Source organism: Blastococcus sp. SYSU D00922 (assembly GCF_054050495.1).
The window spans coordinates 32,020-47,268 of sequence record NZ_JBJGZL010000011.1 but is presented as its reverse complement, the minus strand read 5'-3'; the positions used below and the strand labels follow the sequence as shown (position 1 = coordinate 47,268).

At 71.5% G+C, this 15,249-nt stretch carries 13 protein-coding genes; 2 read left to right on the top strand and 11 right to left on the bottom strand.

Annotated elements, in window-relative coordinates:
- The first annotated feature begins 91 nt into the window (after nt 1-91).
- Complete coding sequence (glf, locus tag ACI78T_RS15635) at nt 92-1,279, top strand: UDP-galactopyranose mutase (RefSeq protein WP_456559035.1); 1,188 nt, start codon at nt 92-94, stop codon at nt 1,277-1,279.
- Here the strand turns inward: glf and glfT1 are convergent.
- The 3 genes from glfT1 to wzm are packed head-to-tail and all read right to left on the bottom strand — an operon-like array spanning nt 1,276 to nt 3,751.
- Nucleotides 1,276-2,166, bottom strand: a complete 891-nt coding sequence (gene glfT1 / locus ACI78T_RS15630) for a galactofuranosyltransferase GlfT1 (protein WP_456559034.1) — start codon at nt 2,164-2,166, stop codon at nt 1,276-1,278. The two genes, glf and glfT1, sit on opposite strands and share 4 nt — an antisense overlap.
- Nucleotides 2,163-2,924, bottom strand: coding sequence for a galactan export ABC transporter ATP-binding subunit Wzt/RfbE (wzt, locus tag ACI78T_RS15625; RefSeq protein ID WP_456559033.1), 762 nt, complete (start codon nt 2,922-2,924; stop codon nt 2,163-2,165). Before wzt ends, glfT1 begins: the two co-directional genes overlap by 4 nt.
- A gap of 2 nt (nt 2,925-2,926) precedes the next feature.
- Nucleotides 2,927-3,751: a galactan export ABC transporter permease subunit Wzm/RfbD gene (gene wzm, locus ACI78T_RS15620; RefSeq protein WP_456559032.1), complete on the bottom strand. Its 825-nt coding sequence runs from the start codon at nt 3,749-3,751 to the stop codon at nt 2,927-2,929.
- A gap of 229 nt (nt 3,752-3,980) precedes the next feature.
- Between wzm and ACI78T_RS15615 the strand changes: the two genes are divergently transcribed.
- Complete coding sequence (locus tag ACI78T_RS15615; RefSeq protein ID WP_456559031.1) at nt 3,981-6,068, top strand: DUF6541 family protein; 2,088 nt, start codon at nt 3,981-3,983, stop codon at nt 6,066-6,068.
- Between the two features lie 129 nt (nt 6,069-6,197).
- Here the strand turns inward: ACI78T_RS15615 and ACI78T_RS15610 are convergent, their stop codons facing one another.
- The 8 genes from ACI78T_RS15610 to ACI78T_RS15575 form a co-directional block, all read right to left on the bottom strand.
- Nucleotides 6,198-6,614, bottom strand: a complete 417-nt coding sequence (locus tag ACI78T_RS15610) for a GtrA family protein (RefSeq protein WP_456559030.1) — start codon at nt 6,612-6,614, stop codon at nt 6,198-6,200.
- Nucleotides 6,615-6,616: 2 nt separating this feature from the next.
- Nucleotides 6,617-7,429, bottom strand: coding sequence for a glycosyltransferase family 2 protein (locus ACI78T_RS15605; RefSeq protein WP_456559029.1), 813 nt, complete (start codon nt 7,427-7,429; stop codon nt 6,617-6,619).
- Nucleotides 7,426-8,241, bottom strand: coding sequence for a sugar phosphate isomerase/epimerase family protein (locus tag ACI78T_RS15600; RefSeq protein ID WP_456559028.1), 816 nt, complete (start codon nt 8,239-8,241; stop codon nt 7,426-7,428). Before ACI78T_RS15600 ends, ACI78T_RS15605 begins: the two co-directional genes overlap by 4 nt.
- Nucleotides 8,238-9,023 carry an NAD-dependent epimerase/dehydratase family protein gene (locus ACI78T_RS15595; protein ID WP_456559027.1) on the bottom strand — a complete coding sequence of 262 codons (786 nt, stop codon included), beginning with the start codon at nt 9,021-9,023 and terminating at the stop codon, nt 8,238-8,240. The genes ACI78T_RS15600 and ACI78T_RS15595 overlap by 4 nt, the downstream gene beginning before the upstream one ends.
- On the bottom strand, nt 9,020-10,111 hold the full coding sequence (locus tag ACI78T_RS15590; RefSeq protein WP_456559026.1) for a hypothetical protein: 1,092 nt from the start codon (nt 10,109-10,111) through the stop codon (nt 9,020-9,022). The genes ACI78T_RS15595 and ACI78T_RS15590 overlap by 4 nt, the downstream gene beginning before the upstream one ends.
- Complete coding sequence (locus tag ACI78T_RS15585; protein WP_456559025.1) at nt 10,098-11,189, bottom strand: FAD-dependent oxidoreductase; 1,092 nt, start codon at nt 11,187-11,189, stop codon at nt 10,098-10,100. Before ACI78T_RS15585 ends, ACI78T_RS15590 begins: the two co-directional genes overlap by 14 nt.
- Nucleotides 11,186-12,553: a hypothetical protein gene (locus ACI78T_RS15580; RefSeq protein ID WP_456559024.1), complete on the bottom strand. Its 1,368-nt coding sequence runs from the start codon at nt 12,551-12,553 to the stop codon at nt 11,186-11,188. The genes ACI78T_RS15585 and ACI78T_RS15580 overlap by 4 nt, the downstream gene beginning before the upstream one ends.
- Nucleotides 12,554-12,734: 181 nt before the next feature.
- The gene (locus ACI78T_RS15575; RefSeq protein ID WP_456559023.1) at nt 12,735-15,077 is read right to left on the bottom strand and encodes a hypothetical protein; all 2,343 of its coding nucleotides are present in this window, start codon (nt 15,075-15,077) and stop codon (nt 12,735-12,737) included.
- Nucleotides 15,078-15,249 lie beyond the last annotated feature (172 nt).

The window sequence follows — 15,249 nt, the reverse complement described above, 5'->3', positions numbered from 1 at the left end:
CCTCCGGCGCCCCCGACGGTGGGAGCCCGGCCGCGGCGGCTGCCGTGCGGTGCTGCACCGGGGCCTCGCTGCGCCGGTAGAGTGGCACGGCGTGACCTCTGCCAGTCCCGATCTCGTCGTCGTCGGCTCCGGATTCTTCGGCCTCACCATCGCGGAGCGCGTGGCGAGCCAGCTGGGCAAGCGGGTGCTGGTCCTCGACCGGCGCGACCACATCGGGGGTAACGCGTACTCCGCGCCCGAGCCGGAGACCGGGATCGAGGTGCACGTCTACGGCGCCCACCTGTTCCACACGTCCAACGAGCGGGTCTGGAACTACGTCAACCAGTTCACGAAGTTCACGAATTACCAGCACCGGGTCTTCAGCATCTACGACGGCAAGACCTATGCGCTGCCGATCAACCTGTCGACGATCTGCCAGTACTTCGACAAGAGCTTCTCCCCCAGCGAGGCGCGGGCCCTGGTGGCCGAGCAGGCCGGTGAGATCGACACCGCCGAGGCCGCGAACCTCGAGGAGAAGGCGATCTCGCTGATCGGCCGGCCGTTGTACGAGGCGTTCATCCGGGGCTACACCAAGAAGCAGTGGCAGACCGACCCCACCGAGCTGCCGGCGGCGATCATCGCCCGGCTCCCGGTGCGCTACACGTTCGACAACCGGTACTTCAACGACACGTACGAAGGCCTGCCCGTCGACGGCTACACCGCGTGGCTCGACCGCATGGCCGAGCACCCCAACATCGAGGTGCGCCTGTCGACCGACTACTTCGACGTCCGCGACGAACTCCCGCAGGACGTGCCGACCGTGTTCACCGGCCCCATCGACAAGTACTTCGGGTACGAGGCCGGGGAGCTGGGCTGGCGCACGCTGGACTTCGAGACCGAGGTCCTCCCGATCGGCGACTTCCAGGGCACCTCGGTCATGAACTACGCCGACGAGGACGTGCCCTACACCCGCATCCACGAGTTCAGGCACTTCCACCCCGAGCGCGACTACCCGACCGACAAGACGGTGGTCGTGCGGGAGTACTCGCGCTTCGCCGAGACCGGCGACGAGCCGTACTACCCCATCAACACCCCCGAGGACCGCGCGAAGCTGGAGCGCTACCGGGAGCTGGCCAAGAAGGAGGCCGCCGAGAAGCGCGTCCTCTTCGGCGGGCGGCTGGGCACCTACAAGTACCTCGACATGCACATGGCCATCGGCTCGGCGCTCACCATGTTCGAGAACCGCATCCGCCCGTTCTTCGACGAGGGCGCGTCGCTCGACGGCCGGCTGGACGACTAGCGGGAGAAGCGCTCGCGGCGGCCCGCCGTCGTGAGCCGCAGCCACTCGCGCCAGCCCGCCGGGTCGCGCCGGGTCACGAGGAAGAACCAGCTGAACCGCACGAACTCCAGCGGCAGCAGCCAGCGCATCCCCGGCTGCGCCATCAGGTAGCCGCGGTTGCGGTAGGTGAAGAAGCGCTTGGTGTCGTTGCCCGGGTACTGCGCCGAGAGCCGCCCGCCGAGGATCGAGTGGAACTCCGTCGTCCCCTCGGGGTGCAGGTAGCTGGCACCGACGGCCGTGCCGAACGGCAGCCCGGCGCGCAGCAGCCGGCGGTGGATCTCGGTCTCGTCCCCGCGGAAGAACAGCCGGTAGTCGGGGACGCCGACCACGTCGAGGGCGTCGGCCCGGAACAGCGCGCCGTTGAACAGCGAGGCGTAGCTCGGCAGCAGGTCCAGGCCGGCGAAGTCGCTGCGCCGGCGGCGCCACCGCAGCCCGCGGCGCAGCGGGAAGGCTAGCCGCTCGGGGTCGGCCATGTCGGTCACCAGGGGCGAGACCTCGGCCAGGCCGTGCCGCTCGGCGGTGGCCAGGAGCGTGGCCAGCACGGCGTCGTCGGCGGGCCGGCCGTCGTCGTCGGCGCACCAGACCCAGTCGGCGCCGAGGGCGAGCGCGTGCAGCATGCCCAGGGCGAAGCCCCCCGCGCCGCCGAGGTTGCGGCGGCTGGGCAGGTAGGTGGCCGGCAGGCCGCAGCCCTCGACCACCGCACGCACCGCGTCGTCGGGCCCGTTGTCGACGACGACCACGTGGTCGGGGCGTCGGGTCTGCGCCGCGACGGCAGCCAGGCTCTCCCGCAGCAGCTCCACCCGGTCGCGGGTGACGACGACCGCAACGACGGTGAGGGCGTCGCTCACGGACGGCCCTTGTAGGCGTCGAGCACCTCGTCGATGGGCCCCTGCTGCTTGATCCGGCCGTGCTCCATCCAGATGGCGGTGTCGCACAGCTCCTTGAGGAACTCGTCGGAGTGCGAGGCGAAGACCAGCAGGCCGGCGCGGTCGACCAGCTCCGACAGCCGCTTCTTCGACTTCTCGAGGAACGCGGCGTCGACCGCGCCGATCCCCTCGTCGAGGATCAGGATCTCGGGGTCGATGCTCGTGACGACGCCCAGCGCCAGCCGGATCCGCATGCCCGTCGAGTAGGTGCGCAGCGGCATGCGCAGGAAGTCCCCGAGCTCGGTGAACTCCGCGATGTCGTCGATCCGCTGCTCCATCTGCTTGCGGGTCATCCCGAGGAACAGCCCGCGCACGATGATGTTCTCGAGGCCGGAGATCTCCGGATCCATCCCGACCCCGAGGTCGAAGACGGGGGCCACCCGCCCGCGCACCTCGGCGAAGCCGCGGGTCGGCTCGTAGATGCCCGACAGCAGCCGGAGCAGCGTCGACTTGCCCGCGCCGTTGTGGCCGACGAGCCCCACCCGGGCGCCGTGCTCGAGGGTGAGGTCGATGTGGCTGAGCGCCTCGATGACCGGGACCTTCGTCTCGGTGGTGATGTTGCCGCCGACCAGCCCCATGACGGTCTTCTTCAGCGACCGGCTCTTGGCGTCGAAGATCGGGAAGTCGACGCACGCGCCCTTGGCGACGATGCCGACCCTGCGGGTCTCGTTCTCGGTCATGCTCACACCCAGTACGCCACTCGGGACCGGTACCGCCGCAGCGCCACCATGGTGACCGCCCAGCCGACGACGGTGATGACCAGGACGACGATCCAGTGCCGCAGGTGCTGCTCCTGGCCGAGCATCGGCTGGCGGATCATCTCGATGAAGTGCAGCAGCGGGTTGAACTCGACCAGGCGGGCCCGTTCGGCGACGGCGGCGTTGGCCAGCAGGTCGTCGTAGATCCACACGATCGGCGTCAGGAAGAACAGCAGCTGGACGACGCTCTGGATGATCGGGGCGAGGTCGCGGAAGCGCGTGGTCACGATGCCGAGCAGCAGGGCCACCCAGGCTCCGTTGACCGCGAGCAGCAGGAACGCCGGGAGCGCCGTCAGGCTGGCCCAGCCGAGCGGCTGCGGGAACACGACGAGCATGACCACGTAGACGATCAGGTTGTGCCCGAAGAAGAGGATCTGCCGCCAGGTCAGCCGGTACACGTGCACCGACAGCGGGGCCGGTAGCTGTTTGATCAACCCCTCGTTGGCGATGAAGACGTCGGAGCCCTCGCTGATGCAGCCGCTGACGAAGCCCCAGACGATGAATCCCACGAGGATGTAGGGCAGCTGGACCGACAGGTCGTTGCCGAAGAGCCCGGCGTAGAGGACGCCGAGCGCGACGGCGGTCACCGCCATGCTGATCGAGATCCAGATGGGCCCGAGGACGGAGCGGCGGTACCGCTGGCGGATGTCCTGCCAGCCGAGGTGCCCCCAGAGCTCCCATTCCCGCATGCCCGCGCGGAGGTCGCCGACCGCGCTGCGGAAGCTCACCGCGGGAGCAGAGACCGTCATGATGGGCCACCGTACATACCGCCACAGGGGTGGCCGTCGTGCGGCTGATGCCTCGAGGGACCCGTGGTGCAGCCGGTGCGAATGGCCCGGCGATCGCCGTCGGTGCCCGGCACGATCGGCCTTACTGTGGAGGCGATGCGTGTGCATCCGGCGGAGCCACCGCGGTGGCCGGCACCGGGCACGAACCCTCCGCGGGAGGGTGATCTCACCATGACAGGACTCCATCGCAATGTCTGACCTTGCCGTCGTCGGCACCGTCCTTCTCGCGCTGTTCGGCCCCGGCCTGGCCTTGGCGGCCTGCCTCGGCCTGCGCCGTTCCACGGCGCTCTTCAGCGCACCGGCGTTGACCTTCGCGCTGATCACGGCGGTGGCCTCGGTGTCCTCCTACGTCGACCTGCCCTGGAACCCGTGGGCGCTGCTCGGCTACGCCGTCGCGGCCTGTGCGCTGGTCGTGGTGGTGCGGGTCCTGCTGGGTCGGGCCGGGCGCGCGGCGTCCGGTGGCTCGCCGGACGGGTCCGGGACGACGGACCGGACTCCCCGCCGCAGCTGGCGGCCAGCGCGCGCGGACATCGCCATCGCGGCCGGCGTGCTCGCCGGCTGGGCGTTGTCCGCGACGGTGCTCGTGCGCAGCTTCGGGTCCATGAGCAACGTGAACCAGGACTGGGACTACGTCTTCCACGCCAACCTGGTGCGGCTCATCGCCGACACGGGGAGCGCCAACCCGGACGTGCAGCAGGCGATCAACGACTGGGAGGTCCAGTCGTCGTTCTACCCGAACGCGTTCCACGCCCTCGGCGCGATCGTGCGGGACGTCACCGGCGCGCCGGTGTTCACCGTGCTCAACGCCCAGACCCTCATGATCGCGGGCGTCGCCGGCCTCGGGCTGGCCGGCCTGCTGCGCGCCCTGCGCGCGCCCCTCGCCGTCGCCGCGGCCACCCCCGTGCTCCTGGCGGGCTTCGCCAGCTTCCCGTACGACACCCTGTGGCGCGGCCCGCTGCTGCCCTTCGCCATGGGCATCGCGCTCATCCCCGCCTTCTTCCTGCTCCTCCACGAGGCCCTGGAGTCCCGTCGCGCCCTGCAGGCCGTGGCTGCGGGCCTCGGGGCCGCCGCCCTCCTGGGGGTCCAGTCGGCGACCGCGCTGTCCGCCGCCCTGATCGCCATCCCCTTCCTCGTCCAGCGCTGGGCGACACGTCCGCGCTCCGCGGCGCGAGACCTGCTCCCCCTGGTCCTGACCGGTGCGTCGGCCGTCGTGGTGGCCCTGCCGTTCATCAGCGGGGTGCTCGCGGTCAACAGCGCCGGGGTCCAGATCGACTGGCCGGCGGTGTCGTCGGTGGGCCAGGCGACGGGCGACCTGTTCCTCCTCAACCACGCGGCGCCGGCACCGCAGTACTGGCTGAGCGGGCTCATGATCGTCGGGGTGCTGTCCCTCCGGCGCGCGCGCTACATGTGGTGGTGGCTGGCCGGCGGCGCGGTGTCGTTCGCGCTCTTCGTCCTCGCCGCGGCCTCGGACAGCCAGCGCGTGGCCGACCTGACGGCTCCCTGGTGGAACGACCGCTGGCGGTTCGCCGCCGTCGCGGTCCTGGCGTTCGCGCCGCTCGCCGCGCACGGCCTCCAGGTCCTCGCCGAGACCGCCGACGCCCTGCTGCGACGGGTGCTCGACCGCCGGAACGGCGGGGTGGGCACCGCCGCCGCACCGCCCGCTCCGGCCGAGGACCGGGCCGACGGCCCGTCCGCTGCACCGGCCTGGCGGCGGGAGAGCCCGGCCCGGGTGCCGGTGCTCGCCGCCCTCGGCCTCGCGGCGGTTTTCCTGCTCTCCAGCGGGCTGTACGTCAACGCGAACACCGTCCGCACGTCGGTGGCCTACCAGGGTCCGGGTCAGCTGGACCCCCGCGAGATCCAGGCGATGCGCTGGCTGTCGCAGCAACCCGGTGCCGACGGCGAGATCATGAACGACCCCAACGACGGGTCGCCGTACATGCTCGCCCTGTTCGGGATCGACCCGGTGTTCGGCCACATCGTGTCTCCTGGCACGGCGGCCGGCGAGACGCAGCGGCTGCTGCTCGAGCACTTCAACTGCCTGGACAGCGACACCGATCTCCGGTCAGCGGTCGAGGACCTCGGCATCACCTACGTGTTCGTGTCGTCCGGCTACGTCCGGGCGGAGATGACCCGGTACGCGGGCCTGCGGGACCTCCGGGACGTCCAGTCGCTCGAGAAGGTCTACGAGGACCGCGGCGGGCTCCGCATCTACCGCGTCGCGCTCACGCCGGAGCCGAGCGAGCCGATCGAGGCCTGCAGCCTGCCGACCAATCCCTGATCGGCCGCGTCCGCCCGAGGCAGCAGGCCTCGCTCGGGCGCACCAGGCCCGGTGAGCCGTGCTGCTCGCGGGGTGACAGGTCGAGCCGCCCGACGACCCCGCCCCGGGCATCGCCTGGCGGCCGCTCCGCTACGTCGTCCGGACGGACGCACCCGTGGGCGCCCCGTGGACACGGGGCTCCGCCATCGCCCACTTGGTGAGGAGGAACGCCACGGGCATGGAGAGGGCGACGGCAGCGGGCGGCGCCCACTCCTCCGGCAGGGGCAACGGGCCGACGAGCAGCCAGACGACGACCATCCGGACGAGGATCGTGGTCCCGTTGGCCACCAGGTACTTGATCAGGTTCGTCCTCGTCGTGGCGACGCCGAAGGCGAACCGCGCATTCGCGACGTACGCCACGGCCACGGCCACGACGAGCGCCACGGCGTTGGCCCAGAAGTACGGGAGCACCACCAGCAGGAGCAGGTAGAGACCCCAGTAGAGCCCGGTGTTCAGGACGTTGACGAGGAGGAAGCGCAGGATCGTCCCGAGCTGGCCGCGGCGCACTCCTATGACGCTCCGGGGTTGTACCGGCCCAGCGCGGCCCGTCCGAGGATCTTCACGAGCTCGAACTGGGCGCTACGACCGTGGATCTTGGTCGGGATCGAGCCGGCAGCCGGGTACGCCCGGGTGACGGGGACCTCCGCGCAGCGGTATCCCAGCCGAGCGGCCCGGATCGGCAGGTAGGCAAGCAGCTCGTAGGTGTCGAAGACCTCGCGCAGGGGCGACACCCGGGGGTCGGTCAGCAGAGCCCGGGAGTGGGCGCGGAAGCCGTTGGTGGTGTCGGTGTAGCGACGCCGAGCCGCGAGCGAGGTCAGCGGGGCGTGGAAGAACTTGATCGCCAGGTGGCGCTCGCGCGGGGTGTTGATCGCCTGACCACCGGGGACGTATCGGGAGCCCTGGACGAAGTCGAGCCCCTCGTCGAGCGCGGTGAGGAAGCGAGGGACGGCGGCGACGTCGTCCTTGCCGTTGCCGTCGACGGTCACGACCCCGTCGTAGCCCTCGGTCAGGGCGAAGGCGAAGCCCATCCGCAGCTGTGCGCTGAGCTTCCCGGCGTCGCGCTTGATCAGCACGGCGCGGACACCGAGGTCACGCAGCACGGCGGGATCGTTCGACCCGTCGGTGCTGCCGCCGTCGGCGACCACGACGTCGACGTCGAAGCCGTGGTCGCGGACGCGTCGCAGCTGGGCGAGCAGGCGTTCACCCTCGTTGATGACCGGGATGAGGAGGCAGTACCGGCTGCTCTTCTCACGGAGGACGTGGACCTCCCCCTGGGGGACGGCCCAGTCCTGCTCGCTGACGGCCAGCTGGTCACTGCTCACGCGTAGGTCTTCCTCACGAAGTCGGCGGTACCCCACAGGGCACCGGTCGGATCGGGACCGCCGGGCGGCAGCATCTCCACGGAGACGTGCCCCTCGTAGTCGACGGCGCGCAGCGCCGCGGCGATGGCTGCGTGGTCCACCGGCCCGTCGCCGCCGACCACCCCCAGCTGGGGAGCGCTGGCGTGCACGTGGGCCAGGACGTCGGCCCCGGCCCTGACCCGCTCCGGGGCGTCGTCCCCGGCCAGCGCCATGCAGGCGGTGTCGAGGTGCAGCCGCACCCCGGGTGAGTCGACCGCCCGCACGAAGGCGGTCGAGGCGACGGCGTCGGTCAGGTAGTCGCACTTGTAGTCGACCGGGTTCGCCTCGATGCAGAAGCACACACCGAGTTCGGCGGCCTCCGCCCCGAGCCCGGCGAACAGCTCGACGGCCATCTCGTCCGCCCGCTCGACCGGCAGGTCACCGCGGCGGCGGTTGCCGGGCGAGCCGAACACCAGACGGGTCGCCCCGAGCCCAGCGGCGAGCCGGGCCATGCCGACCAGGTGGTCGAAGAGGCCCCGACGCGACTCCGCATCGCCGAACAGCTGCAGTTCCGGCCGCTGGAACAGCAGCGACTGCAAGGCCACGATGCGGAGACCCGTGGCCTCGACCGTGCCACGGACGCGGGCGACCTCCGCGGCGTCCTGGGCCAGCGGATCGGCCCAGAGCCGGGTCGGCGCGACCTCGAGCGACTCGAAACCACGCTCCCTGAGCTCCGGCAGGACCTCGGGGTCGAGATCGGCCGGCCAGGCGAGGTTGGAGAACGCGAGCCTCATGCGCGGGCCGCCACGAGCGGTGCGCCCCAGGCGCGGATGCCGGCCAGCACCTCGTCGGCGGAGCGGAGGTAGGGCCCCTCCCGGCCGGCCAGCTGCGGCGCGTGCGCGGTCCGGAGGTCGTAGGCGACCTCCGGACGGTCGTCGCAGCGGTACTCGACCCCGAAGCACTCCTGCGCGACCTGCGCGGAGGACACCGGCTCGGTGGCGAGGTTGACGACCGGCAGGCCGGCGTCCCGAGCCAGGAGCACGTGGCCCCACAGGTCCCGCACGTCGTAGAACTGGAAGGTGGACGCCTCGTGGGCGAACCGCGCCTCGGGCTGGTTGATGAGGTCGAAGACCAGGTTCTTCTTGAGGCCGGGCCCGAACATCCCGGGCAGGCGCACGATCAGCGAGTCCTCGAAACGCCGGGTCACGAACTCCTCGAGCAGGGCACGGTGCCGCCCGTAGGCCTGCTCCTGCGTGGTGTCCGCAGCGGTGGACTCGTCGGCCCGCCGGGAGTCGGAGTAGACGTCGACCGTCGACACGAGCACGCACGACGTCGCCCGGCTGCGGTCCAGGGCCTCGATCAGGCGGGAGATCCCCGCCCAGTCCGCTTCGGGCTCCGCGTTGGCCCGCCACTTCTCAGCCGGCGCCCCGGCACAGACCACCTCGGTCACGTCGGCGTCGGCCAGCTGGTCGATGTCGGTGCTGCGGAAACGGGCGACCGGCCGCACGCGCGGCTCGAGGGCACCCCCGACGAAGCCGGTCCAGCCGACCAGGGCGCGCTTGTGCTCGTCGCTCACTGGGCCGACCTCGCCTGACCGCGCTGGCCGGGCTGGGCCGGCCCCTCGGCGTCCACGTTGAGGGCATCCCGCGCGGAGAGCACGGAGCTGGTCGCCTCGAAAGCCACGCGGTAGATGGGGAGCTCGTTCGCCATCTCGTTCGACTGGAACATGAACTCCGCCATGATCGCTATCACCACGCTCAACAAGAAGAACATGAAGCTCATCTGCAGGCTCATCGAGGTCCAGCCCTCGACGGCCGTGCCCCGGATCAACCCGACGACGACCACGTACAGGGCGTAGATCAGGTTGGCCAGGCTGGCCAGCAGCGCGATGCCCACCGCGAAGCGGAGCGGACGACCGCTGGCGTAGAAGATGGAGCGCACGACCTGACGGAAGCTGCTGGCCCGACGGGGATCGTTCCGCTCGCCGGCCTGGTAGCGCAGGATCGCGCTGGAGTAGCCCGAGATCGACGGCAGCATGCGCAGCACGCGGTCGCGGTCGCGACGGGGCAGCCAGGCGTCGAGTGCCGGCCGGCTGTACCCGCGCAGGCCCAGGCTCACGGTCGCGATGTCCTGGCCCATGCTCCGGCTGGCGAACGCGCGGCTGAGCCGGAGGGCCAGGCGGCGGCCGGCGGCCGAGGAGGTCTCCACGCCCACGACCACGGCGGTCTCCTCGTTGACCATGCCGGCACACCGGACGATCGCCTCCGGCGGGTCCACCCCCAGCCGGGCCGTGACGACGACGTCGCCCAGCGCTCCGTCGAGGCCGGCGGTGAAGGCGACCTCGTCTCGGACACCCCGGACGAGCCCGATCACCTGGAGGTTCGGCCGTCGCTCGGCGAGATCGCGAGCCCACTCCAGCCGCCCACGGGCCCCGGGGAGCACCATGACGATCTCGTGCACCGGGTAGGCCTGGCTCAGGACCTCCTCCAGGTGCGCCAGCGGGGTCTCGACGTCGGTCATCCCCGCCTCGACGACCACCACGACGCTCAGGAACGTCCCGCTCCGCGCCTGCGGAGCCGGCACCCGGACGACGACGTCGGCGCGGGCGGTGCCGGGCGCCGAGCCCTCCGGATCGCTCGGGGTCTGCGTCTCATACAGCGTCACGGAGGTGCTCCTCTGCCACTCGCAATGCGTCGTAGATGTTGTCGATCTTGCTGCCCAGCAGCGACAGCACGCGGCCGCCATCGGACCGGCGCAGCACGATCGGACGTGCGTCGTCGCGGTCCCGACGGGCAGGAACGGTCTTGATCCCCCAGATCGACTCCCGGTGCACGGCCTCGGCCAGCGCCGGGACGTAGCGCGCGGAATCCCGGATCATGTGGTCGGCCCGGGTGACGAGCCCGCCCTGCAACGCCGATGCTGCCTGGGCGTACGTGGGGTAGGACCCGTGCGGTGTGTACCGCACGTGGCTCAGGGTGTGGTACGGGGTGGACGGGAAGGGCATCAGCGAGAAGTAGGGCCCGTCCATGACGGTGATCCCCTTGTCCCGCAGGGCGTCCGGCAGGTCGACCAGCGCCATCTCGCACGGCTCGCAGTGCAGGCCGGAGTAGCCCACGCCCTCCGGCACGTCGAGGCCCTCGCCGTACGTGCAGACCAGCACCCTGTCGGCGGTGAGCTTCTCACCGCTCTCCAGGCTGACGAAGGCGCCCGCCGAGGTCTCCTCGACAGCGGCCACCGGGGTGCCCAGCCGGACGGTGACGCCGGCGTCGTCGAGCTCCTGCCGCATCATCTCGCGCAGCCGGACGGCGTCGAAGACCGCCTCCCGGGTGACCCAGGACGCCTCGATGACCGACCGGTTGAACAGCCGGGTCACCGACGCCGGCGACTCCATGAGCGGAGCACCGATGTAGTTGCACATCCGCTGGAACTTGCGGGCGTTGGTCAGGGAGCCGCGGGCGACCGCGTAGATGCACAGGAAGTCGTCCAGGACGCAGGACCGGTACCGCTCCATGAACGCCAGGTAGGACGCCTGGCTGCGACCGGCGGTCCGGAGCGAACGCGGGTAGTGGTAGCCGCCGTGCACCCGCGCCTGGTTGAAGTAGCTGGCCCCGCCGTGCAGGTCGGCCCGGGCCTCGAGGAGGGTGACCCGCGCACCCTCGTTGGCGAGGTGGGTGGCGAGCGACGTGCCGTAGAAGCCCCCGCCGACGACAACGATCTCGCGTCGCTGATTCCCGCCGCTCATCCGAGCCCCCTCACCGCGCCGCTACCCGCCCCGACCGGCCCCGCCACCGGGGAGCGGTCCTGGGACCCCTCCTCCGCCGGCTCCCGCTCCGCCGAGCGGACGGCCGGCGGGGACGGCGGCGGAACAGGTCCACGACGCCTGCCGCGTCGCGAGATCGTCTCCACGCGCAGCCCGATCATGGCGAAGACCAGCGGCAGGAACGGGAGGCAGAAGACGATCGAGTCGATGTGCGCGTGGTAGATCATGTGCCCGTAGGCGAGCACCAGCCACGACAGCGCCCCGAGCAGGCCCAGTCCGGCGGCCACGGCGAGGCGCCGCTGCACCGCCGCGTCCTCCTGCCGACCGCGCACCGCCTGGATCGTCAGCAGCACGAAGACGACGACGAAGGCCCAGATCGGCACCCCGTACGGGCTCGGCCCGAAACCGGTCGACTCGGGAGCCGGCAGCGAGACGCCGGGACTGGTCAGGTACCGCGTCATCTGGAAGGCCCACAGCCCCAGCAGGTTGTCGCCCTGGACGAGCCAGCCCCACAGCGGGTCCTGCTGCTCCCGCGCCCAGGCGAAGACGACCGAGACATCCCCCGGGGAGACCGTCCGCTCGAGGATGCGGTCCCGGATCGCGGAGGCGTTCCCGTAGACGCTGAGCAGCTGGGCGACGTGAACGGCGACCGCCGCGGCGAACCCGACGAGCCCCGCCGACATGGCCAGCACCAGGCGAGCGAACAGCCCGCGGTCCAACCGCCCGCGGAACTCGTGGTAGCCGACCGCGGCGGCGACACCCAGCAGCACGGTGCTGATGTACTCGTAGCCGCAGAGGCACTTCAGGAAGACGAGGAGCGCGATGAGCGCCCCGCCCTTGAGCCACTTCCGCCGGCCGGCGCCCAGGCGTGGCCACACGAGGAGAGGCACCAGGGTGGGCAGCAGCATCGTCCACAGCTGCCAGTACGTGCTGGCGCCGAACCCGTTCGTCCAGAACGACGTCGCCAGCAAGGCGGACAGGACGACGGCGGCGCGACCGCCCCACGCGCGCCAGACCGCGACGACCGCGGTGGCGAAGACCGCCCCGGTGAGCAGCGACGTGGTCAGCCGCATCGCCTCGTAGTACGCGTCTCCCGGGCTCAGCCAGGTCATCACCATGCCCTGGAGGCCGAACTGGCTCGAGTAGTCCCTGCCGACGCCGCCCAGCTGCGGGAACAGCGCGTCACCCGGGTTGAGCATCTCGTCCCGGACGAGGGAGTCGGAGTCCAGCTGGAACTCGGCCTTGAAGGTCGGGTCCATGATGCGCAGGAAGTCGAACCGGATCTGCAACCCGAAGACGACCGTGGCACCGATCCACGCGATCAGCTCACGTGTCGTCCGGCGCACCAGCACTGTCTCCTCTGCTCGGCCACGGAGAGCAGACGGGCCCCACCGCGCGGTCGTTCCCGAGGGTACGTGCGCAGGAGTGCCGCACGACGGCTCGGCGTCCAAGCAGGCCTCAGTGACCCCTTGCGTCCCCCATCGTCACACAGACCCCGCCGCTCGTGCGGGGATCGGCTGCGGACGGTCAGTCGACCAGGGTGAACGAGTGCGGGGCTCCGGCGGTCCCTGGATCCAGCGGTGGACCTTCCACGTGGACGTTGAGGTAGAACTCGTTCACCTCCACACCGGTGATCTCGCGCACCTCGCCGTCGGAGAACCGCACGGCGCCGGCATCCTCCAGGGCCGCCCGGTCCTTGTCGGTGTTGTAGACGAAGAACGCGGCGTCGGTGCGGTGGACGCCGCGCTCCCACGAGGCATCGGTGAGGTCGACCGGCGTGAACCCGAGCCCGCTGTAGACCGTCATCGTGTCGGCACCGTCCGGAGCGGTGATGGCCGAGGCGGTGCACGACCGCAGCTCGGTCAGCCGGCCGCCGTCCTTCGAGATGTCCCGCAGGCCGAGGACGGTGGTGCCCGACCCCGCGTCGTGCACCGCCACCGGGAACTGCTGCCGCTGCGCTCCCGGGTCGAGAGCCAGCCAGCCGCGCGCGGTCTCGACCACGTTGATGTTGTTCTCGATCATCGTGTAGGACCGCGAGTTCCGGCCCGGCCCGCGGTAGTCCAGGGTGACCTCGTAGAGCCCGGGTGCCGGGGCTGCCAGCTCGACCTGCTGCCCCCGCACGGCGCACGGCACCGATTCCCAGGTGGCCGGCTCGGTGGGCGTCCAGTCCAGCGTGAGCGGGGAGCTCACCTCGGGGGCGTACGACCGGAACAGCTCGCGGTAGAACCACCAGTTGGCGCTCACGCTCCACCGCACCCATGGGTCGACCTCGGGCACCGTCGTCACGACCAGGTCCGGCCGCTTCGCCATCTGCTCGGCGAAGACCGACCGCTGGCTGCCGAGGGCCGCGATCACCGAGTCCACGGGAACGGCCGGGTTCGGTCCGTGGACCGCGCCGGTGAGCCCCATGTACTCCTCGATCACCGTGCCGTCCAGGTCCCGGGCGGCCTCCACCTGCTCCTCGAACCCGCGGGGCAGGAAGCCCCCCAGCTCCGGGTCCACGACGTAGGCCGGGTCGGCGGCCACCGTCGAACCGGCCCGCCAGTTCGCCCGCACGGTGGAGATCCCGGCCACCACCAGGGCGACGACGACGACGGCCGCCCCCACGGCGCGCAACGCGATCCCCGGCACGCCCCTGGACGCCGCACGCACAGCACCGATGCGCCCGAGGAGGACGACCACGAGCCTGGCCAGGGCCACGCCGGTGACGATCCACCCCCAGGCCACGAACGCCCAGAAGTAGCGGCCCGTGTGCCCACCCACCGTCGCGGCGAGACCGCCGGCGAAGATCGAGCCACCCACGAACGGGACGAGGAGCGCTCCCAGGTCCCGTGAGCGGAGGGCGTACACCACGGCGACGACCAGCACCGCCAGCGCGTAGACCGCCTCCTCCTGGCGGATGACGGCGACGAGATCGCCCACGGAGTAGATCCGGTCGGCGCGCGTCCACAGCCCGAAGTACCAGAACTGGTCCTCGCGGACGTCGACCAGGTTGTACCGGAGCAACGGCAGGAGGTGCCCGGCCGTGGCGACGAGGCCGGCTCCCAGGTACCCGGCGGCGGCACTCCCCCACAGTGCGCCGAGGGTGCGCGCGAGGGGTCCCGGGCGCCACCGCAGGGCGTGGTAGGTGAGGAGGACGAGCAGGGCCGCCGCGGACACCAGCCCGTAGTCGTTGGACCAGAGCACGGCCATCGCGCCGGCCGCCGCTCCCACCACGCCCGCCCGCCCGGGGCTGAAACGCGGCCGGAGCACGAAGAAGGCGACAGTGGCCAGCACGTACGGAGCCGCGGCACGCAAGGGTCGCAGGCTGTTGCCCGGCAGTCCCGCATTGGCCAGCAGGCCCGAGAACTCCCCCCACAGCTGCGGCCAGGTCAGCGCGGCGGCCAGGCCGACGGCGGGGACGGCGGCTCCGACGAGCAGCGCCCGCACCGGCCGGCGCCGGAAGAACAGAGCGGCGGTGATGCCGACGGCCAGTTGCAGCGACACCATCGTCATCAGGTGGGCCGAGAAGACCGACGCGGCGAGCGTTCCACCCGCGAGGGCGAATGCGGGGAAGAGGGCCAGGACGGGGCCGGTGCCCAGGTAGGGGAAGAAGTCCCTGCCCGGCCACTCGCCCGCCGAGAGCCTCAGCAGCCCGCTGGCCGTCTGGAACGCGCCGTCCAGGTGGTAGACCGGCACGACGTGCATGGCCAGCCGGGCGTGCACCACGGGTACCACGAGGTCGAGCAGCACCACGACGAGCAGCGCCAGCACGTGCAGCGGACGACGGCCCAGCAGACGCCGCGGCGCCCTCCGCTCCCGCGGGGACGACGTCGGCGATGCGTCGACCGCCGGCTCCGTCGTCGGGCGTGACGTGGTGCTCTCGACCATCAGCGACGTGCCGTTTCCTCGGTGTTCGGTGGGTGAGCGGCGCCGCGGGGAGTCAGACACGCAGGGACCGTCAGAAGCTGCTGCGGACGACTCTAGGCCGCCGACGCGGTCGGACGCGGGTCGCGGCGTGCCCGTGCCGTCGTGAACGCTGTGACTGGTGCGCCTCCTGGCA

Excerpts from the sequence above, each read along its gene's own strand:
- wzt (WP_456559033.1), bottom strand. The coding sequence starts at position 2,924 with ATGACCGAGAACGAGACCCGCAGGGTCGGCATCGTCGCCAAGGGCGCG.
- wzm (WP_456559032.1), bottom strand. The coding sequence starts at position 3,751 with ATGACGGTCTCTGCTCCCGCGGTGAGCTTCCGCAGCGCGGTCGGCGAC.
- ACI78T_RS15615 (WP_456559031.1), top strand. The coding sequence starts at position 3,981 with ATGTCTGACCTTGCCGTCGTCGGCACCGTCCTTCTCGCGCTGTTCGGC.
- ACI78T_RS15600 (WP_456559028.1), bottom strand. The coding sequence starts at position 8,241 with ATGAGGCTCGCGTTCTCCAACCTCGCCTGGCCGGCCGATCTCGACCCC.
- ACI78T_RS15585 (WP_456559025.1), bottom strand. The coding sequence starts at position 11,189 with ATGAGCGGCGGGAATCAGCGACGCGAGATCGTTGTCGTCGGCGGGGGC.
- ACI78T_RS15575 (WP_456559023.1), bottom strand. The coding sequence starts at position 15,077 with ATGGTCGAGAGCACCACGTCACGCCCGACGACGGAGCCGGCGGTCGAC.